This is a genomic window from Novosphingobium sp. RL4 (assembly GCF_035658495.1).
Taxonomy (GTDB): domain Bacteria; phylum Pseudomonadota; class Alphaproteobacteria; order Sphingomonadales; family Sphingomonadaceae; genus Novosphingobium.
Genome location: NZ_CP141944.1, coordinates 3,240,804 through 3,256,227, shown reverse-complemented (window position 1 = coordinate 3,256,227; position 15,424 = coordinate 3,240,804). Strand labels below are relative to the sequence as shown.

13 protein-coding genes and 1 tRNA gene are annotated in these 15,424 nt (G+C 64.5%); 13 read left to right on the top strand and 1 reads right to left on the bottom strand.

The window, feature by feature from the left end; genetic code table 11:
- Positions 1-47 precede the first annotated feature (47 nt).
- The 13 genes from murB (at position 48) to U9J33_RS15555 (ending at position 13,950) form a co-directional block, all read left to right on the top strand.
- The gene (gene murB, locus U9J33_RS15615) at positions 48-965 is read left to right on the top strand and encodes a UDP-N-acetylmuramate dehydrogenase (RefSeq protein ID WP_324699071.1); all 918 of its coding nucleotides are present in this window, start codon (positions 48-50) and stop codon (positions 963-965) included.
- Positions 962-1,933: a D-alanine--D-alanine ligase gene (locus U9J33_RS15610; RefSeq protein ID WP_132469267.1), complete on the top strand. Its 972-nt coding sequence runs from the start codon at positions 962-964 to the stop codon at positions 1,931-1,933. Before murB ends, U9J33_RS15610 begins: the two co-directional genes overlap by 4 nt.
- A complete protein-coding gene (locus U9J33_RS15605) occupies positions 1,930-2,892 on the top strand; it encodes a cell division protein FtsQ/DivIB (protein WP_054439245.1) in 963 nt (320 codons plus the stop codon). Before U9J33_RS15610 ends, U9J33_RS15605 begins: the two co-directional genes overlap by 4 nt.
- A complete protein-coding gene (gene ftsA / locus U9J33_RS15600) occupies positions 2,892-4,172 on the top strand; it encodes a cell division protein FtsA (protein WP_132469268.1) in 1,281 nt (426 codons plus the stop codon). Before U9J33_RS15605 ends, ftsA begins: the two co-directional genes overlap by 1 nt.
- 169 nt (positions 4,173-4,341) lie before the next feature.
- Positions 4,342-5,907: a cell division protein FtsZ gene (gene ftsZ, locus U9J33_RS15595; protein WP_324696548.1), complete on the top strand. Its 1,566-nt coding sequence runs from the start codon at positions 4,342-4,344 to the stop codon at positions 5,905-5,907.
- A gap of 162 nt (positions 5,908-6,069) precedes the next feature.
- Positions 6,070-8,037, top strand: coding sequence for an SPOR domain-containing protein (locus U9J33_RS15590; RefSeq protein ID WP_324696546.1), 1,968 nt, complete (start codon positions 6,070-6,072; stop codon positions 8,035-8,037).
- A 207-nt stretch (positions 8,038-8,244) separates the two neighbouring features.
- Positions 8,245-8,751: a YbjN domain-containing protein gene (locus tag U9J33_RS15585; protein WP_054439354.1), complete on the top strand. Its 507-nt coding sequence runs from the start codon at positions 8,245-8,247 to the stop codon at positions 8,749-8,751.
- Between the two features lie 142 nt (positions 8,752-8,893).
- Entirely contained in the window at positions 8,894-9,700 is an 807-nt protein-coding gene (locus tag U9J33_RS15580) for a pyrroline-5-carboxylate reductase (protein ID WP_324696543.1), read from the top strand.
- A 163-nt stretch (positions 9,701-9,863) separates the two neighbouring features.
- Positions 9,864-10,604 (top strand): Bax inhibitor-1/YccA family protein, encoded by a 741-nt coding sequence (locus U9J33_RS15575; RefSeq protein WP_132469270.1) that lies wholly within the window; start codon positions 9,864-9,866, stop codon positions 10,602-10,604.
- A 160-nt stretch (positions 10,605-10,764) separates the two neighbouring features.
- Entirely contained in the window at positions 10,765-11,463 is a 699-nt protein-coding gene (locus tag U9J33_RS15570; RefSeq protein ID WP_207906118.1) for a hypothetical protein, read from the top strand.
- Positions 11,464-11,606: 143 nt separating this feature from the next.
- Positions 11,607-11,682 (top strand) — tRNA-Ala (locus U9J33_RS15565).
- 187 nt (positions 11,683-11,869) lie between these two features.
- On the top strand, positions 11,870-12,925 hold the full coding sequence (gene obgE, locus U9J33_RS15560; RefSeq protein WP_054439254.1) for a GTPase ObgE: 1,056 nt from the start codon (positions 11,870-11,872) through the stop codon (positions 12,923-12,925).
- A 98-nt stretch (positions 12,926-13,023) separates the two neighbouring features.
- Complete coding sequence (locus U9J33_RS15555; protein WP_324696538.1) at positions 13,024-13,950, top strand: alpha/beta hydrolase; 927 nt, start codon at positions 13,024-13,026, stop codon at positions 13,948-13,950.
- Positions 13,951-13,974: 24 nt separating this feature from the next.
- On the opposite strand, the gene U9J33_RS15550 is transcribed toward U9J33_RS15555, so the two are convergent.
- Positions 13,975-15,306: a family 1 glycosylhydrolase gene (locus U9J33_RS15550; protein ID WP_324696536.1), complete on the bottom strand. Its 1,332-nt coding sequence runs from the start codon at positions 15,304-15,306 to the stop codon at positions 13,975-13,977.
- Between the last annotated feature and the right edge of the window lie 118 nt (positions 15,307-15,424).

Genomic DNA, 15,424 nt, shown 5'->3' with positions numbered 1-15,424 from the left:
TGAGCCCCGGCGCATTCGAATATTCTCTAGCACAGGGAGCATTCACCATTGCGGAGCCGAACGGAAAAGTCTCGGTGAATGCTCCATTGGCGCCGTGGACTTGGTTTAAAACGGGTGGTCCAGCAGAAATTCTGTTTGAGCCGGTTTCCGTTGATGCGCTTCGCAAATTTATGCGTGATCTACCTTCTTGGGTGCCGGTCATGGCGCTGGGCCTCGGCTCCAACATGATCGTGCGCGACGGCGGCGTTCCCGGCGTCGTGATCCGCCTCGGCAAGCCTTTCGCCAAAGTGACGAAAGTGGATAACGTGACGCTGGAATGTGGCGGCGGTGCCAGTGGCATCCTCGTCTCGTCGACTGCGCGGGACAACGGTATTGCCGGCGTCGAATTCCTGCGCTCGATCCCCGGCACTGTCGGCGGCTTCGTGCGGATGAACGGGGGCGCCTATGGCGGCGAGGTCAAGGACGTGCTTGTCGATTGCGACGTGGTTCTGCGCGACGGTTCGCTGGTCACGCTCGGCAATGTCGATCTCGGCTATACCTATCGCCACTCCGAACTCCCCGAAGGCGCCGTCGTTGTCGCTGCGCGCTTCAAGGGCCGTGCCGGTGAACCGGAAGCGATCCAGGCCGAGATGGACCGCATTTCCGCCAGCCGCGAGGCCAGCCAGCCGCTGCGCAGCAAGACCGGTGGCTCGACCTTCAAGAACCCCGAAGGCCACAAGGCCTGGCAGCTTGTGGACGAAGCAGGATGCCGCGGCCTGACCCTCGGCGGCGCGCAAGTGAGCGAGAAGCACACCAACTTCCTGCTCAACGTCTCCGACGCCACCAGCAGCGATATCGAGGCCCTGGGCGAGGAAGTCCGCCGCCGGGTCAAGGAAAAGTCGGGCGTCGCGCTCGAATGGGAAATTCAGCGCGTGGGCATGTTCGCCGACGCGTCAGGCCAAGCACGAGTAGGTATCCAGAAGTGACTCTCCCCAAACTCCACGTCGCAGTCCTGATGGGCGGTTGGTCGAACGAACGGCCGGTCTCGCTGATGAGCGGCGAGGGCGTGGCCAAGGCGCTCGAGTCCAAGGGCCACAAGGTCACCCGTATCGACATGGACCGCGATGTCGCGCTGCGTCTGTCGGAAGCGAAGCCGGATGTCGTGTTCAACGCGCTCCACGGCGCGCCGGGCGAGGACGGCACGGTGCAGGGCATGATGGACCTGATGGGCCTCACCTACACGCATTCCGGCCTCGCCACTTCGGTGATTGCCATCGACAAGGAACTGACCAAGCAGGCGCTGGTCCCCCACGGCATTCCGATGCCCGGCGGCCGCATCGTCGAGAGCGCGGAAATCCACAAGCGCGATCCGCTGCCGCGTCCCTATGTACTCAAGCCCGTCAACGAGGGGTCCTCGGTCGGCGTGGCCATCGTCACCGCCGAGGGGAACTACGGCAATCCCATCGCGCCGGATGCCAAGGGGCCGTGGCAGGAATTCGACCGCCTTTTGGCCGAACCGTTCATCCGTGGCCGCGAACTGACCACCGCCGTGATCGGCGGGCCGAACACAGGGGAACGGGCTCTGCTGGTCACCGAACTCAAGCCGAAGTCTGGCTTCTATGACTTCGACGCCAAGTATACCGACGGCATGACCGAACACGTCTGCCCGGCGGAAATCCCTGATGAGATCACGGCGGCCTGCAAGGATCTCGCACTGCGCTCCCACCAGTTGCTCGGCTGCAAGGGCACCAGCCGCGCCGACTTCCGCTGGGACGACACGCAGGGTATCGAGGGCTTGTTCCTGCTGGAGGTCAACACCCAGCCGGGCATGACCCCGCTCAGCCTCGTTCCCGAACAGGCGCGTGCCTGCGGCATGGAATACCCCGATCTCGTGGAGGCTATCATAGCCGAAGCGCTTGCCGACGCCGGAAAGGTCGCCAAGGGGGGCAAATGAGCCAGACGATCCGGCGCAAGCCGAAGACAGCGCGAAAGGCCGCAGCGGCCCAGAACACCAAGGCCAAGGTGCGCCAGGCCAAGGCGACGAGCGGCACGGCCGTCGACACGGTGATGAGCTGGCTGCCCTTCACCGAGGAGCAGCTTCACAAGATCTTCCTCGTCGCCATACTCGGCGGCGCGGGCTTGCTCGTCTGGGTCGTCGCCAATGCGGCGGGCGTGCCGATGCTTGCGGGCAAGCAGTTTGCGCAAGTTGCCGCAGATGCCGGGTTCGAGGTGAAGCGCGTGGAAGTGCGCGGCGTGAAGAACCTCAACGAGCTGAAAGTCTACGAAAAGGCCCTGGCCGAGCGCGACCGGTCGATGACCCAGGTCGACCTTGACGGGCTGCGCGGCGAGCTGCTTGGCCTGTCGTGGGTCAAGGACGCGCGTGTTTCGCGGCAGCTTCCCGATACGCTGGTGATCGACATCGTCGAACGCGAACCGCACGCCGTCCTGCGCAAGGCTGACCGCTTCGTGCTGATCGACGAGACCGGGCAGGAGCTTGAGGCGATCAACCGCAAGGATGCCAAGGGCAAGCTGATCGTCTCCGGCCCCGGTGCGGGTCAGCAGGTTACGCAGCTCGGGCACCTGCTTGAAGCGGCGCCCGCGCTTCAGCCCAAGGTTCAGGAGGCGGAGTGGATCGGCAACCGCCGCTGGAACCTGACTTTCCAGACCGGACAAGTGCTGGCGCTGCCGGAGGGCGACAACGAATCCGCCGGCGCACTGGTGACATTCGCGCGGCTGGACGGCACTAACCGGTTGATCGGCGGCAAGGTCACTGCAATCGACATGCGGGCGAAGGACCGCATCTATCTGCGGGTTCCCGATGCCGAAGGACAGGAATTGGCGATGAAGGCGGGTGCAGTCCCCCATACCGGCGTTGAAGCCAGCGGCGATGCCGCCGCAGCGGAGGAACAGTGATGGCACCACCTCGCATCACCCGCGTATTCGGTGCGGTCAATATCGGTTCCTTCCGCATTTCCGCCATCGTTGCGGGCATGTCCGAGATGGGCGACATGATCGTGCTGGGTTCAGGCCACCGCGCCTCCCAGGGGATCAAGCGCGGCTACGTCACGGACATGGCGGCGGCGACTTACGCGGTGCGCGATGCCATCGACCGCGCCGAAAAGATGGCCGACACCAGCGTTTCCAAGGTCTGGATCGGCTGCTCGGGCGCAGGGCTCGCCAGCCGCATCGACCAGTTCGATGCCGAGATCGGCGGTCGCCGCATCGAGCAGGAGGATATCGACCAGCTCCTGATCTCGGCGCGTGAGGTGATCCAGCCGGACGGACGCATGGTGCTCCATGCGCAGCCCGCGCAATATCGCCTCGACGGTGCGCACGGCGTTGGCAATCCCAAGGGGCTCCATGCCGAACGGCTGGGTGTCGACATCCACATCATGCTGGCCGAAGGCGCCCCGATCAGGAACCTGACCGAGGCCGTGCAGTGCGCGCACCTCGAAGTCGAGGCGGTGGTCGGCTCGCCGATTGCGGCGGGTCAGGCCTGTCTTTCGCCGGAAGAGCGCGACCTTGGCGTGGCGCTTGTTGAATTCGGCGCGGAAGTTACCAATGTCGCGGTCTATTCGCACGGGCTGCTGATCGACATGATCTCGATCCCGATGGGCTCGGCGGACATCACCGATGCCGTGGCTTCGGCTTTCGGCATCCGCCGTTTCCAGGCGGAGCGCCTCAAGTGCGTGAACGGTTCCGCCATCGCCAGCCCGCACGATCACCGCGAACTGATCCCGGTCAATGCTCCGGGCGAAGAGGGAACCGGCCCGATCGCTCGTCATGCCGACGACAAGAACCGGATACCGCGCGCCGAGTTGATCGGCGTCATTACCGGCCAGCTCGGTATCCTGATGGAAGAGATCAACAAGGCGCTCAAGCTGATGCGCTTCAACGCGCAGCGCGGCAAACAGGTGGTCTTCACCGGTGGCGGTGCCGAGCTTGTGGGACTTGCCGACTATGCGCAGGCCGCACTTGGAAAACCGGTCCGTATCGGCCGTGTCCCGCACCTGTCCGGCCTGGCCGAAGCTCACGTCAAACCGGGCTTTTCCACGCTTGCCGGGCTTGTCCTGTATGCCGCGGCCGACCCGATCGACATTCGTACTTTCGGCAAGAACAGACAAGGTTCAGTGAGTTACAGCGGCCTCGGTGTGGTCAATCGCGTCTATAGAGCATTGAGGGAATACTTTTGAGCACTTTGCCCAGCCGTGCAATCCTTGCGACGGGGATGGCACGATCGGCTGGATTTCGCGGTTTCGGCTGTGGACAACAGGGCCGCATGCTTTGCCTAGATGAAGGCAGGCGTGCAATCAGGCTAGTCAAGGTAAATTTCTTCGCGCACGTGCCTGCCAGGAGAACGAAATGAGCATCAACATCGGACCGCCGGCGATCGAAGAGCTTCGCCCGCGCATTGTCGTCATCGGCGTAGGCGGTGCGGGCGGCAACGCCATCGCCAACATGATCCAGGCCCAAATAGAGGGTGTGGACTTCGTCGTCGCCAATACCGACGCCCAGGCGCTCAACAATTCGATCGCCGAAACCCGCATCCAGCTCGGGCCCGAGATCACGCAGGGGCTCGGCGCCGGCGCGCGTCCGGAAGTGGGCCGTGCGGCAGCGGAAGAAACCATCGAAGAGATCGAACGTCTGCTTGACGGCGTTCACATGGTCTTCATCGCCGCCGGCATGGGCGGCGGCACCGGCACGGGTGCCGCGCCGATCATCGCGCAGGCCGCGCGCGCCAAGGGCGTGCTGACGGTGGGCGTGGTGTCCAAGCCCTTCATGTTCGAAGGCACGCGCCGCATGCGTTCGGCGGACTCGGGCATCGAGGAGCTTCAGAAGCACGTCGATACCCTGATCGTCATTCCGAACCAGAACCTGTTCCTGGTCGCCAAGGCGGAGACCACTTTCAAGGAAGCTTTCCAGCTTGCCGACGAAGTGCTCCAGCAGGGCGTGCGCTCGATCACCGATCTCATGATCATGCCCGGCCTCATCAACCTCGACTTCGCGGACGTCCGCTCGGTCATGGGCGAAATGGGCAAGGCGATGATGGGCACCGGTGAGGGCGAAGGCCAGAACCGCGCGTTGGAAGCGGCTGAACGCGCCATAGCGAACCCGTTGCTTGACGGCGTGTCGATGCAGGGTGCCAAGGGCGTGATCATCTCGATCATCGGCGGCGACGACATGAAGCTGCTCGAAGTCGACGAGGCCGCGAACCATATCCGTGAGCTGGTCGATCCCGATGCCAACATCATCTGGGGCTCGGCTTTCAACCCGGACCTCCAGGGCAAGATCCGCGTCTCGGTGGTTGCCACCGGTATCGAGCAGACGACCGAGATGGCGGAAATCGCCTCGCGCCCGCTCAACCTAGGTGCATCGCGCGGCGTCCGGCCGATGGTCTCGCGTCCTGCTCCCGCCCCGGCGCCCGCGCCTGCGGCGGTGGAAGCACCGGCTCCGGTGGCTTTCACGCCCTCGGCTCCGGCCGCGTCCGAGCCTTTCGAACTGTCCACCCCCGCTCCTGAAGCCGCTCCGCAGGCGTTCGGCGAACTGGAACTCGGTGCCGGTGACGAATTCGGCGCAGAAGCCGAGCCGGAAACATCGAACAATTACGCAAGCCTTTCCGGCTTGCACGGCCAGCGTTCGGAGCCGCTTGATCTCGGCTCGGCACAGGCTCAGCCGGCGCCGCAGCGTCAGCAGGACGAACTGTTGCTCAACGGCGGTCTCGTTCCCGATGCCCAGGCTCCGGTCCCGCCGGTTCGCCAGCGTCCGGTGGAGCCCGCGCCTGCCCGCCCCGCCGGCGGCAGCACGCTGTTCGAACGCATGACCAGTCTTTCACGTCCCAAGGCCGCTTCCAGCGAGCCGACCGGAGAGGATGACGAGGGCGGTTCGATCAGCATTCCGCGTTTCCTCGGACGTCAGAACAACCAGTAAGCGATATAGCGGTTCGGCCTGGTGTCATGCCGGTCCGAACCGCCGTTTTCCGCTTATTCTCTTCGGGTTCAGGAAAGGGGCGGCATAGGCTGCCCCGTTCAGTTACAGGTTCAGGCCCGCCACCAGCCGGGCCTTGCGCGTTTTTGAGAGGTTTCCCGGGTCTTGCGTCTGCGCCAGAGGGTATCGAGCAAGTGGTTGGCCGGCACGGCAGCCTGTGTTGCGCTGGCTTTCCCGATGACGCTACAGGCGCAGGCTCCTGTCGTCTCGCGACCCGTGGTGCAGGCGCTTCCCAGCGCAGATCAGAAAGCGCTCAACGGCGCGCTGGCCAGGCTGGGGCGTAACCCCCGCGATACCGCAGCCTTGCTCGAAGCCGGCGATTCCGCGAGGAAGTTGGGCGATTTCGATGCGGCCATCGGCTTCTATCGTCGTGCGGATGAAATCTCTCCGGGCAATGGGCGGGTGAAGGCCGGGCTTGCCGCTTCTCTTGCGCAGAGCGGCGATCCGGTTGCCGCGCTGCCGCTGTTCGCCGAAGCCGAGCGGGCAGGGGCCACGCCAGCGCTTATCGCTGCCGATCGCGGCCTCGCTTATGATCTCGTCGGCGACAATGCGACGGCGCAGCGCTATTATGCGATGGTGCTGGGCACGGCCGCCGATGACGAGGTTCGCATGCGGCTGGCGATAAGCCAGGCCATCGCGGGTGACGCCAAAACCTCCGAAGCGACGATCATGCCGCTCCTGCGCAAGCAGGACAAGCCGGGCTGGCGCACCCGTGCCTTTGCTCTGGCGATTGCCGGTGACACCAAGCAGGCAGTGGAAGTTTCGGATACGATCCTGCCGCCGCAACTCGCCCAGAACATTGCGCCGTACTTGCGGTACATGCCGCGCTTGACCCCGGCGCAGCAGGCGGCTGCTGCCAATCTGGGCAAGTTCCCCCGCGCTTCGGAAATCGGCCGGGACGATGCCCGCATCGCTGCCTATGCGCCGACCACACGCGTGGCGACAGCCGACGCCAACCTTGTCCCGCGCGGAGAGGCGCTGGGCGGCGGGAAGGCTTCATCCAAATCGCCGCGTACCACGCGGACGGCAAGCGGTACGGCACGGACGACTTCCGTTGCCGTTGCCGACAGTAACCGCGCGGCCGTGTCCCGCGCGGGCTCCGCTCATGTCCCGGTGCCTGCCAATTCTTCCCGGGAGCAGGTCCGCGTTGCGCCGCCCGAACCCAAGCCGACCATCGAGCGTAACGAAACTGCGGCAGGCGAATTGCCGCCCGTCAGACCGAAGACGGAGGTGCCCGCAGCGCTCGCGGCAACATCCGCGTCCAAGGCTCCCGGATCCGTTTCGTCGCAACCTGCGCCTGCTGCACCGCTTGCCGCGGCGTCCCCGTCTGTGCCGGAAACGACGAGGCCCGCCGCGGCTCAAGTGGCAGCGGCCTCGCCCGGTTTCGACCTTGCCCGCGTGCCCGGCCAGCAGACCGCGGTGCCGCCTGCCGCGTCGTCTCCGGCTGTCAGGCCGGCCACACCCGAAGCGCCGCCGGTGCCCAGTGCCCAGCAGCTTTCGCTCGAACAGATCTTCGCCGATCTCGGAAAGCCGACGATGCAGATCGTCCCCACTTCCGGTGCGGTCGATATTCGGCAGATCGAACCGGCCCGTCCGGCGCCTCCGCGCATCGAACTTCCCAAGCCGGAACCGGATTCGAAAGCCGCGGACAAGCCTGCCACCAAGACGGATCCGAAGGCGGCCGCCAAGGTCGATCCCAAGCTTGATCCGAAAACGGCCAAAGCAGACGCGAAATCGAGCGCCAAGGCTGCGAAGGCAGAGCCCTCCAAGCCCAAGAAGCCGCTTCCGCCCGCGCATCCGAGCCGCATCTGGGTGCAGGTCGGCGTAGGCCGGGACAAGGATGCGATCGCGTTCGACTGGCGGCGATCGCTCAAGCAGGCGCCAGCACTGCTCAAGGGGCGGCAGCCCTACATCAGCGATATGGGGCGAACGAACCGCATTCTCGTCGGCCCGTTCGAGACTCAGAAGGCCGCCGGCACTTTCATCGCCGAAGCCAAGAAGCAGGGCTTCAGCGATGCGCTGCCCTGGACCAGCCCTGCGGGGCAGGTGGTGGACGCTCTTTCGGTCAAGTAACGTTTACGTAAAGCGCTCTTCGGAGAATCTCTCGGTCAATTCCGTGGTCGGCAACCTGTCCGAATTAAGGAGCGGTTAGTCTTATCCACACCCTGTGAACAGGCTAGTGCAGTTTTGCTCAGGCGATCGCGGGTCGCGGATTGTGCTTGCCCCCCCATGCAAAGCATCCATGCCTTCACGCTTCCCGGAGGGCAAATGTCGGAAATCATGAGAACGGTACAGGACGACATCGGCCGGGAGGACGAGTCCGCACCGATCGAGATGCTCGCGTCGCTCTTCGAAGCGCGTGACTGGCCCTTTGAATATTCGGGCGAAGACGAGATTTCCGCAGAAGTGAAGGGCGCCTGGGCGACCTATCAGGTCCAGGCGATCTGGCGCGCCGAAGATCGCGTCCTGCAGCTCCTGTGCCTGCCTGACGTGCGCATCGCCGATGCAAAGCGGCAGGCGATGTTCGAGGCTCTGGCGCTCATCAACGAGCAGATCTGGGTCGGCCACTTCGATACCTGGTCGAGCAGCGGCGTCGTGCTTTATCGCCACGGCCTGATGCTGGGTGAAGACGGGCTTCTCGGCCCGGGTCAGGCGCAAACGGTGGTGGAAGCCGCGATCGAGGAATGTGATCGTTTCTATCCGGTGTTCCAGTTCATCCTCTGGGGTGACAAGACCCCTGCCGAGGCGCTGACCGCTGCAATGATCGACGCGGCCGGCGAAGCCTGAACCCGGCCAAGGCTGGAACTGTGCCTGAGGGCGTGGCCCGGCCCCGATGATGGCCATTGGCCCTTGGCACCGGTTATGCGCTGCCTTAAGCGCGGGCAATCAAGGCGCCTCGCAAGGCGTCTTCTCGTGCTAGGGGAATGACATGGACCGCTTTCAGAACATCCTTCTCGTCGGCTGCGGCAATATGGCCGGTGCCATGCTGGAAGGCTGGCTGGCGGGCGGAATTCCGGCCTCCCGCTTCACCGTCGTGGACCCGCACCGTGCGGAAGTTCCCGCAGGCGTGACCTTGCTCAAGGAACTGCCCGATGCCCGTTTCGATGCGGTCATGCTCGGGATCAAGCCGCAAGGGCTGGACGGTGCCGCTCCGGCCATAGCGCCGCTGGTGGGCAAGGGGACAGTGCTGTTCTCGATCCTGGCCGGTGTGGAATTCGACAGTCTTGCGGCACGCTTCCCCGATGCGGGCGCCATCGTGCGGATCATGCCGAACCTGGCGGCGGCGATCGGCAAGTCACCCATTGCGCTGGATTCGCGTGGTCTTGACGAGATGGGGCGGGCAGCGGTGACGGCGATGATGGAGAAGCTGGGCACGCCGGAATGGCTTGCCGGCGAGGAACTGTTCGATTCCGTGACCGCGCTGGCAGGCTGCGGCCCGGCTTTCGTCTATCGTTTCATCGATTCCCTGGCGGCCGGCGCGGTTGCGCTCGGGCTTGAGGAGGGACAGTCGCGCCGGCTCGCCGTGGCCATGGTGGAAGGCGCGGCGCAGCTTGCCGCGGCCTCGCCGTTCTCGCCCGGCGAACTGGCTGACAAGGTCGCGAGCCCGGGCGGTTCGACCCGTGCGGGCATGAACGTGCTGGACGAGGGCGGGGCATTGGCGAAGGTCGTCGCCGCGGCGATGGAAGCTTCGCGGGATCGCAATGCCGAGATGGCGGCGGAAGCCCGCAAGTCCTGATATTTCGCACCGGATCGGCAGCATTACTCCGATCCGGAGGCGATCTTTACATTTTGACACAAATCCCTTTGGCCGGTTTTTCTTGAAATCCCCTGCGCCGGAGCCGATATTCAGGAGCGTACGGGTTCCGCATTTCGCAGGAGCCCGTGAAAGGGAGTTTGAAATGGCGAATTGGAACGACCCCCAGCCCCGCACGGGCTTCGGTGCGTCTCCGAGCCTCGATGGACGTACTGCCGGTCAGGCCGCTTACGACGCTGGCCTGCGTCGGCACATGCTGTCCATCTACAACTACATGGCCTCGGGCGTGCTGCTCTCGGGCATCGTGGCGCTGCTATTCGCCTCCTCCGGAATGGCGATGCAGGTGCTGACGACGCCGCTGCGCTGGGTGATCATGTTGGCCCCGCTCGGTTTCGTGATGGCGATGAACTTCGGCGTTAACCGCATGAAGACCTCGACTCTCCAGATGCTCTACTGGGGCTTCTGCGTCGTCATGGGTCTCTCGCTGTCGACGATTTTCCTGGTCTTCACGTCCACCTCGATCGCGACGACTTTCTTCGCGACGGCGGCGGCATTCGCTGGCCTCAGCCTGTATGGTTACACCACCAAGAAGGACCTGTCGGGCTTCGGCACGTTCCTTATCATGGGCCTCGTCGGCATTCTGGTGGCCATGCTGGTGAACATCTTCGTGGGTTCAAGCGTCCTGGCACTGGCGATTTCGGTGCTCGGCGTGCTGATTTTCGCAGGCCTCACCGCCTATGATACGCAGATGCTCAAGAACCAGTACTACCAGCTTCGCGGCACCGACTTCGTCGGAAAGGCCGTGATTCTGGGCGCGCTCAGCCTCTATCTGGACTTCATCAACATGTTCCAGTTCCTGCTGACCTTCCTGGGCGATCGCCGTTAATCCACGGCTTTTTGACAGGTAAATCGAAAATGCCCGGTGCGATTCGTCGCGCCGGGCATTTTCTTTGGAGTCAAGAAGAGTTAGTAATGGCGCTCTGAGAAATGGAGTGTCCGGGGTGGTTAACCTGAAGAAACGAGGCCTTCTGCGCGGCCTCCCGCTGATGGCGGTTTCGCTCGTTGCGGTGCTTTCCAGCTGCGGCCCGAAAGAGGTTGCCGTGGCCCCGCCGCCGCCGCCGCCCGTTATCGTGATCCCGCCGCGCCCGATGCCGCCGCTTGGTGCGGCGCCCAACATGACGGTTCCCGCCCTTGCCGTGGATGGTTCGCGCCATACCGTGAACAGCGGCGTGTCGCAGGCGCAGGCGTTGTGGAATCTCCGTTCGGCCTACAATGTTGCGGCATTGAACTGCCTTGGCCCGCAGTACGAGCCGATTCTTGCAGGCTACAAGGACTTCCTGAAGAAGCATGCCAAGTCGCTGACGGCCACGAACAAGGCACTCGACAAGGAGTTCCGCACCCGGTTCGGCGCGAAATCCGTGCGGGAGCGTGAAGCCTATCAGACGCAGGTCTATAACTATTTCGCATTGCCGCCGGTCGTTCCCGCCCTGTGCAACGCGGCGATGGGGCTTGCGGTTGACCTGCAGGCAGTTCCGGCGGGCCAGCTTGACGGTTTCGCCGTCAGCGGCCTTGCCAAGGCGGAGGCTCCGTTCAAGGAGTTCTTCAACAGCTACGACCAGTATCGCGCCGATCTCGCGGCCTGGGAGTCGCGCTACGGCGCCGCATCGGCCACTTCGGGGGCTGCCGCTCCCGTGGCGGCGGCGGGCACGCAGCCCAAGGTCGCGGCGCAGGCCTTCGCCCAGTAAAGCTCAAGGCACAGGCAGGGCAGGGGCAGGCGCTCCTGTCCTGCAAAATTGGTTCTGCGGCATTTTTGCTCTTTCAAGCGAAAGAGCACTTCGCTATGGGAGCGCCTCGCTGAACGCTGGACGTTTTGCGAAGATACTGGAACGGGGCCGTAGCTCAGATGGGAGAGCGCGTCGTTCGCAATGACGAGGTCAGGGGTTCGATCCCCCTCGGCTCCACCAGTATTCTAGATTGATGCGTGTCCGGCTCGGTGCCGGGCATCACCCGGCCCGAGACATGGCCGGGTTTTTTGTTTATCTGCGTTGCGGGTTCAGCCAGCATCGCCAGGCACTGGAAGAGAGCCGGTGCCGCCCCGGCGGAGCCTCCGCCAGCCCACTTCAGCTCTCAGGATTGCCGGAAAAAAGACCCATGCATTTTCTCGACCAGGCCAAGATCTACATCCGTTCGGGCGGCGGCGGACCGGGTGCCGTTTCCTTCCGGCGTGAGAAGTACGTGGAATATGGCGGCCCTGACGGCGGTAACGGCGGCAAGGGCGGAGACGTGATCTTCGAGGCCGTCGCTGGTCTCAACACCCTGATCGACTTCCGCTATACCCAGCATTTCAAGGCCCCGCGCGGCGGCCACGGCATGGGCAAGAACCGCAACGGCGCGGCTGGCAAGGACCTTGTCGTCAAGGTCCCGGTCGGCACCCAGCTCATCGATGACGACGACCGCGAGACGGTTCTGGCCGACCTTACCGAGGCGGGCCAGCGCGTGGTCCTGCTCGAAGGCGGCATGGGCGGTCGTGGCAACGCCAGCTACAAGACCAGCACCAACCGCGCGCCGCGCCAGCACCAGCCGGGCATCCCGCCGCAGGAGCTGTGGGTCTGGCTGCGTCTCAAGCTGCTGGCGGACGTCGGTCTGGTGGGCATGCCCAACGCTGGCAAATCGACTTTCATCAACAAGCTTTCGAACACCAAGGCCAAGGTGGGCGATTATGCCTTCACCACGCTGCGGCCGCAGCTCGGCGTCGTCACGCACAAGAACCGTGAGTTCGTGCTGGCCGACATCCCCGGCCTGATCGCCGGCGCGGCGGACGGTGCCGGCATTGGCGACCGTTTCCTGGGCCATATCGAGCGTTGCCGCGTGCTGGTCCACCTTATCGACATCTCCAGCACCGACCCGGTCGAAGCGATGCGGATCGTCGAGGAAGAGCTCGAGGCTTACGGCGAAGGCCTTGAAGACAAGCCGCGTCTCGTGGCGCTCAACAAGATTGATCTCGTCGATGACGCGCTGGCGGCGGACTATGCCCGCGAGCTGCTCAAGGCCGGAGCCGACGAGGTCTTCCCGATTTCGGGCGCGACGGGCAAGGGCATGTCGAAGCTGCTCGATGCGGTGATCGACTATCTCCCCGCCGCCACCGTGACCGAGCGTCCGGAAGGCGAGCGCGAGGAAGCCGACGACAAGCCCTGGTCCCCGATCTGACCCAATCCGGGCGAGCGACGCAGCGGCGTCGCTCGCTTTTATTCGTTACTCTTCAGGCGCATATTGGCAGGGCAGGCGGCTCTCGCTAGACCGTGGCGATGAAGATCATCGCCACTTCGCTTGTCATCCCGGGGCTTTTCGCCGCAGGGCTCGTTCTGGCCCCGCAAATCGCAAGCGCGAAGGATGCGGCGCCGCGGGAGATTTCGGGTCAACCTATCGAACTCGGCACGCGCTATGAGCTGCGATCCGCCGTTCTTGGCGACACGCGCGAAGTGAACGTCTGGTTGCCGACGGGCTATGACAAGTCGGCTGACCGTTATCCGGTGGTCTATCTGCTGGATGGCGGGCTGGATCAGGATTTCGTGCATATCGCAGGGCTTGGCAGTCTGGCCTCGCTGAGCTGGACTTATGGGCCGATGATCGTCGTCGGCGTGCAGACGAAGGACCGGCGTGCCGAACTGACTTCGCGTCCCACCGATCCCCGATATCTCTCGGCCTTTCCCGAAAGCGGCGGAGCCGACCGCTTCCGCCGGTTCCTGCGGGATGAGGTCATCCCCTTCGTGGAGGCGCGCTTTCGCAGTGGAGATCGGCGCGCCCTGATGGGAGAGTCCCTTGCGGGCCTGTTCGTGGTGGACACGCTCCTGAACGATCCCACGCTTTTCGGCGACTATGTGGCGGTCAGCCCCAGCCTGTGGTGGGACGATCGCCGTCCGCTGCGCGATCTCGATCGGACCGCGGCAGGGCAGGGTATGTCCGGCGAGCGCCTTTACCTTGCGGTGGGGGACGAGGGCGGAACGATGCAGGATGGTATCGACCGCATGCGCGCCTATCTCGGCAAGCAGCCGCCCGCGCGAATCACGGTGCGCTATGCCGATTTCAGCAAGAGCGCGTCTCACGCCACGGTCTATCACCATGCTGCCGAGGAAGCGCTTCGCTGGCTCTATCCGGCGCCGCCCTATGAGCAGGGGCAGACGCCGTGGTTCATGATCGAAGGGGCGTCTCCACCTGCAGCGCCGGCGCATTGACCGCCGCATTCGGCGTTCTGCCGATCAGAGCGCGTTGCGGCGGGCGATCGCGCCCAGCACGGCGGCACTGGGCTTGGCGGTGCGCTTGAACGTGGTGCGGTCCAGCGTGTGCAATCCGAACTGGGGCTTGTAGCCGAAGACCCACTCGAAATTGTCGACGAGCGACCAGTGCATGTAGCCCAGAACGGGCACGCCGTCTTCCATTGCCCGCTTGAGTTCGGCCAGCGCCGCCGGGATCAGGCGGGCTCGCTTGGTGTCGTCCGCGGAGTTGATGCCGTGCTCGGTGACGACCACGGGAACCCCGCTCACCGCATGGGCATAGCGTACCGCGCCGGCGAGCGAGGCAGGGTATACTTCCGATCCGGCATCGTTGGTTTCGGCGCCTTCCGGCGCGGGAAGCCTGCCCTTGTCGGTCCAGACGGTGCGCTCGTAATTCTGCACGCCGACGAAGTCGTTGCCCCGGGCAGCTTCCAGCCAGGGTCGGTAGAGCTTCGCGCGCATGGCGTCGCGAAGGCTGTTCCTGCCTGCTGCCTGATCGTCGATGACGGCGAGGCTGACGCCTACGGGCAGGTCGGGGCGCACCCCCTTGATCGCTTCTCGTCCGGCCTTGTGTCCGGCAATCAGGTTGGCCTGCACCACTTGCGGATCGGCGACGTAGAGAGGGTTTCCGGGCAGGAACCGGGCGACGGCATGTTCCCGTGCCGCGGCTTCCTGCATGGCCTTGTCCGCCCCCAGCAGGCGCGGGCCGATGTCTCCGGGCAGCACCACGTCGAGGAGGCCCGACAGGTTCGGTTCGTTGAGGGTCGTGGCATAGCCGATGATCGCGGCAAGATGGCGCGCGGCGCGCTCGCAGTAGCGGGCAAACAGCAAGGGCGCTTCCGCGTTGGACCAACCGCCCTGCGCCGCGAACCAGATGGGCGTGGTAAAGTGGTTGAAGGTGACCATGGGCGTGAGGCCGCGCGCATGACAGCCTTCGATTATGGCCTTGTAGTGATCGAGCATGGCGATGGAGAATTCGCCCTTCGCCGGTTCGATGCGGGCCCATTCAAGGCTAAAGCGGTAGGTATTGAGACCCATGCCTTTCACAAGATCGAGGTCCACCGGCCAGAGCGCGAAGCTGTTGGCCGCGTCTCCCGAAGGTTCGGTGTAGACCGTGGGACGGGCATGTTCCATCGCCCAGACGTCGCTGTTGAGGTTGTTTCCCTCCACCTGATACGCCGCCGTGGCCGTGCCCCAGAGGAAGCCCTGCGGGAACTTCGGATCGACCGGTCGTGCCCCGCGTGAAAAGGCGGGTGCGGTGATACTGGCTGCGGTTGCCGCGGCGGCGGCGGCCAGCATGGTGCGGCGATCGATCACGCGTTTTTCTCCCTCGTCGCGCCGATCTCGTTCGAATCGGCCTCGCGCTTCATATCTAGAATCATTATTCTAAAATGAAAGCGCGAAGTCGGAACCTCCATGGCCGCAGCGCAGCGCG

Bases quoted from the DNA above. Each gene is read 5' to 3' on its own strand.
- U9J33_RS15585 (WP_054439354.1), top strand. From the start codon at position 8,245: ATGAGAACGGTACAGGACGACATCGGCCGGGAGGACGAGTCCGCACCG.
- U9J33_RS15570 (WP_207906118.1), top strand. From the start codon at position 10,765: ATGGCGGTTTCGCTCGTTGCGGTGCTTTCCAGCTGCGGCCCGAAAGAG.
- U9J33_RS15580 (WP_324696543.1), top strand. From the start codon at position 8,894: ATGGACCGCTTTCAGAACATCCTTCTCGTCGGCTGCGGCAATATGGCC.
- ftsZ (WP_324696548.1), top strand. From the start codon at position 4,342: ATGAGCATCAACATCGGACCGCCGGCGATCGAAGAGCTTCGCCCGCGC.
- obgE (WP_054439254.1), top strand. From the start codon at position 11,870: ATGCATTTTCTCGACCAGGCCAAGATCTACATCCGTTCGGGCGGCGGC.
- ftsA (WP_132469268.1), top strand. From the start codon at position 2,892: ATGGCACCACCTCGCATCACCCGCGTATTCGGTGCGGTCAATATCGGT.
- U9J33_RS15575 (WP_132469270.1), top strand. From the start codon at position 9,864: ATGGCGAATTGGAACGACCCCCAGCCCCGCACGGGCTTCGGTGCGTCT.
- U9J33_RS15555 (WP_324696538.1), top strand. From the start codon at position 13,024: ATGAAGATCATCGCCACTTCGCTTGTCATCCCGGGGCTTTTCGCCGCA.
- U9J33_RS15605 (WP_054439245.1), top strand. From the start codon at position 1,930: ATGAGCCAGACGATCCGGCGCAAGCCGAAGACAGCGCGAAAGGCCGCA.